This window comes from Hydrogenophaga sp. (genome assembly GCF_041633695.1).
Lineage (GTDB): Bacteria > Pseudomonadota > Gammaproteobacteria > Burkholderiales > Burkholderiaceae_C > Hydrogenophaga.
This window is the reverse complement of record NZ_JBFJMY010000477.1, coordinates 1-3,072: the sequence shown is the minus strand read 5'-3', so window position 1 is coordinate 3,072 and position 3,072 is coordinate 1. Positions and strand designations below refer to the sequence as shown.

The window sequence follows — 3,072 nt, the reverse complement described above, 5'->3', positions numbered from 1 at the left end:
CGCAGCTGAACAAGAACGTCACCATCGAAGCCGACGGAAGCCCGGTCCGGGTCGCGCTGGCCATCGTGCCCGATGAAGAAGGCGCCACCGCCACCCTGAGCGCTTGTGACGCCTTCGGCGAGGAGCTGGCGCGCGCGTCGGTCCCCCCCGATTTCCAACTGACCAAGGCCAGCGCACAGGCCTGGCTGGCGTCGGTGGTGCGGGGGGCATAGCCCACACGCCGTTGAACTTGTGATGCACTGCGTCCATGCTGCACCTGAGCGTCCTGAGCCCTGAACACCTGCCCGTCAAGAGGCCGTGCCACGTCTTTCCCGTCAAACCGTAAAACGCCAGAGAGGCCCCACATGAACACGTCTATCCGCCGTCCCCAGGTCTGCGTTCTGGGCAGTGCAGACCCAGGCTCTGCCGCATATGAACTGGCCGGGGAGGCCGGGGCGCTGCTCGCGAAGCTGGGCGTCACGGTGGTCAGCGGCTGCGGAAGTCCGGCGACCCGAGTGGCGGCCGAGCGGGCCATTGGCGCGGGTGGGCTGGTGGTCAGCATCGTGCCTCCGGATCAAATGCCGCCGCCGGACTGGCCGGCCACCGTTGTCATACCGTGTGGCATGGGGGATGCACGCAACCTGCTGATGGCGCTTGCCGGAGATGCCTGCATCGTGATCGGCGGGCGGGCCGGCACGATTTCCGAAGTCTGCTTGGCCTGGTTGCACAAGCGACCGCTGCTTCCCCTCGTGGGCTGCGGAGGTTGGTCCCATGAGCTGCCGTCGAATCCACCTGACGAACGGCAGAACTCACCCATCCTGCCCTGGGGCTCCGTTGCGGAGCTGGAGGTTCAGTTGCGCAGCCTCGGCTTGGCTCCAACGCAGGCATAGGCGGGCGTCCCGAGCAAGCGTGCGGCCTATCTTCTTTTGAACGAACCGCTTTCGCGGTCCGCTCAAGTCGGGCGTCGGGCGTCAGTTCGCAGATCGATTCTGCGCACAGCTTTCAATCACCCGCATCAGCTCGGCATTTAGTCGGGAGAGCGACTCCGGCGTGATCGCGTGTGCGAACTCCTGTTCGATTTGCGCCTTGACCACGTTGGCGTCCGCGAGAACGCCAAGCCCCTTCTGCGTAAAGCACACGATGCGCCCGCGGGCGTCAGCCGGGTCCAAACGGCGCTCAACCACGCCGTCCTGCACCAGGGCATCCACCAACTGTTGGACGGCCTGTTTCGTCAAACCCAAGCGGCTCGTCAGGTCGGCCTGGCGGGTGCCCGCCCTGTCCATGTGAGGGATCACCGCGGCTCGCGCCTCGCCGAACCAGGCGTAACCCGCCTCCACCATCCCACGTGTGAAGCGCTCTTGCCAAATCTGGCTCGCACGCCAAAGCCGCCATCCAACGTGTTCAATCAGCGGGGGTTCGATTTTATCGTCAAGTTTCTTGACTTCTTTTGCCATGTCAAATTATAGTCAAGCTTCTTGACTTAACCCATTCATTGGAGATCACATGGGACTCATTCACGCAGGTAGCGCCACGACCTTTTCGATGCATCAGGTCCAGTTCATCGGCCTTGCCGCACCCAGTCGGGGCTCGACGGAAAACGCCGTCTGGAAAATTGTCATACCACCCAACACCATGGCAAAAGGGCCGCACCAAGTCACGCGCGACGAGATTTTCGTCGCACTTTCCGGTGCTGCGGACGTGCAATTGGACGGACGTTCCCTGTCCCTGGAAGCCGGGGCGGCATTGGTGGTCCCGGCGAATACGGACTTCTCCATCTCCAATTCTGGCCCAGACCCCTTTGAGGCCGTTGCCGTGTTGCCGGTCGGCGGCCAGGCACTCGTCGAAGGCCAGCCACCATTCGTTCCACCTTGGGCACAATGACGCCAAACGCTTCCACCGAGCGGGCGCCACCCGGCAAGCCGGGCGTCACCTCTCATCTCAAATGGTGGACGTCCATTGCACACTCCGTCCATGAACCGCGCATTTTTATCTTCCACCGCGTGCATCGCACTGGCCTTGCTCGTCACGGCCTGCGGTGATCGCCATGCGAGCACCGAACCGGTCGGCGCACAGGGTTCCGCCGGTACCGCCGCCGTTCCAGTCACCGACCAATGGCTGGGCAAGTGGACCGGGCCCGAAGGCACATTTCTTCAACTCACCGGCGTCGATGGAAAGTACGAAATCACCATCCAAAACCTGGATGGTCCGCGCAGCTTTCAAGGCAGCGCGGCGGGCCATGCGGTCGTGTTCGAGCGCGATGGCCAGAAAGAGTCTCTCCGCGCAACGAACGGCGCTGAAACCGGAATGAAGTGGCTCAGCGAAAAGACCAACTGCCTCACCGTTCGTGCCGGTGAAGGCTACTGCCGAGATTGACTGCGCACCTGCACGGTGGTGGCCAACTTCCTCATGCCCAACGATAGGTGTCGCAAATGCCCCATTTCGTAGCGCTGTTGCGCGGCATCAATGTGGGCAAGGCCAAGCGGATTCCCATGGCCGATCTGCGCGCCTTGCTGGTCAAGCTGGGGTACACCAACGTGGCCACGCTGCTCAACAGCGGCAACGTCGTGTTCCGAGCAGCCAGGGGAACCCAGGCCAAACATGCGGCCAACATTGCCACCGCCATAGCGGAAACATGGCAGATAGAAGTTCCGGTCATCGTCAAGTCGGCGCAAGAGTTGTCGGCCACTGTTTCCGAGAATCTGCTGGCCGAGAGGGCAACCAACCATTCGCAGCTGCTGGTTGTTTTCGCGCAGGACAAGGCCGTGCTGTCAGGGCTGGGTGCGGTCGAGTCTCTGGTGGTCTCGCCCGAGACGTTTCTGATCGGCAAGAACGCCGCGTACTTGCACTGCGCGGGTGGCATCCTGGACAGCCCAGCCGCAGCAGCATTGCTCGGCAAGGCGGGCAAGGCGGGCAAAGGGGTCACGACCAGAAACTGGGCAACCGTCCTGAAGTTGCAGGCCTTGGTCGGTGAGCCCTACGCCTGAATTCCACACGGACTGTCCACGAAGTCAGGCCTTGGACATTCTTCTTGGGTGGCGGCATTTCTGGTTCTCACCCCCAGCGGCGGCACCCGAGCAGGGCCCCATGGCCATG

The 3,072-nt window shown here is 62.8% G+C and carries 5 protein-coding genes and 1 pseudogene; 5 read left to right on the top strand and 1 reads right to left on the bottom strand.

Going from position 1 to position 3,072, the window contains the following annotated elements:
• Both ABYB95_RS20390 and ABYB95_RS20385 read left to right on the top strand, forming a co-directional pair.
• Positions 1-212 (top strand): annotated as a pseudogene (locus tag ABYB95_RS20390) (hypothetical protein); the annotation flags it as partial.
• Between the two features lie 132 nt (positions 213-344).
• Positions 345-869 (top strand): Rossmann fold nucleotide-binding protein, encoded by a 525-nt coding sequence (locus tag ABYB95_RS20385; protein ID WP_372661170.1) that lies wholly within the window; start codon positions 345-347, stop codon positions 867-869.
• 81 nt (positions 870-950) lie between these two features.
• Here the strand turns inward: ABYB95_RS20385 and ABYB95_RS20380 are convergent, their stop codons facing one another.
• Positions 951-1,433, bottom strand: a complete 483-nt coding sequence (locus ABYB95_RS20380) for a MarR family winged helix-turn-helix transcriptional regulator (protein ID WP_372661167.1) — start codon at positions 1,431-1,433, stop codon at positions 951-953.
• 49 nt (positions 1,434-1,482) lie between these two features.
• Here ABYB95_RS20380 and ABYB95_RS20375 point away from each other — a divergent pair, with 49 nt between their 5' ends.
• The 3 genes from ABYB95_RS20375 (at position 1,483) to ABYB95_RS20365 (ending at position 2,963) form a co-directional block, all read left to right on the top strand.
• Positions 1,483-1,860, top strand: a complete 378-nt coding sequence (locus ABYB95_RS20375) for a cupin domain-containing protein (protein ID WP_372661164.1) — start codon at positions 1,483-1,485, stop codon at positions 1,858-1,860.
• 90 nt (positions 1,861-1,950) lie between these two features.
• A complete protein-coding gene (locus tag ABYB95_RS20370; protein ID WP_372661161.1) occupies positions 1,951-2,352 on the top strand; it encodes a hypothetical protein in 402 nt (133 codons plus the stop codon).
• Between the two features lie 56 nt (positions 2,353-2,408).
• Entirely contained in the window at positions 2,409-2,963 is a 555-nt protein-coding gene (locus ABYB95_RS20365) for a DUF1697 domain-containing protein (protein WP_372661158.1), read from the top strand.
• The last annotated feature ends 109 nt before the right edge of the window (positions 2,964-3,072 follow it).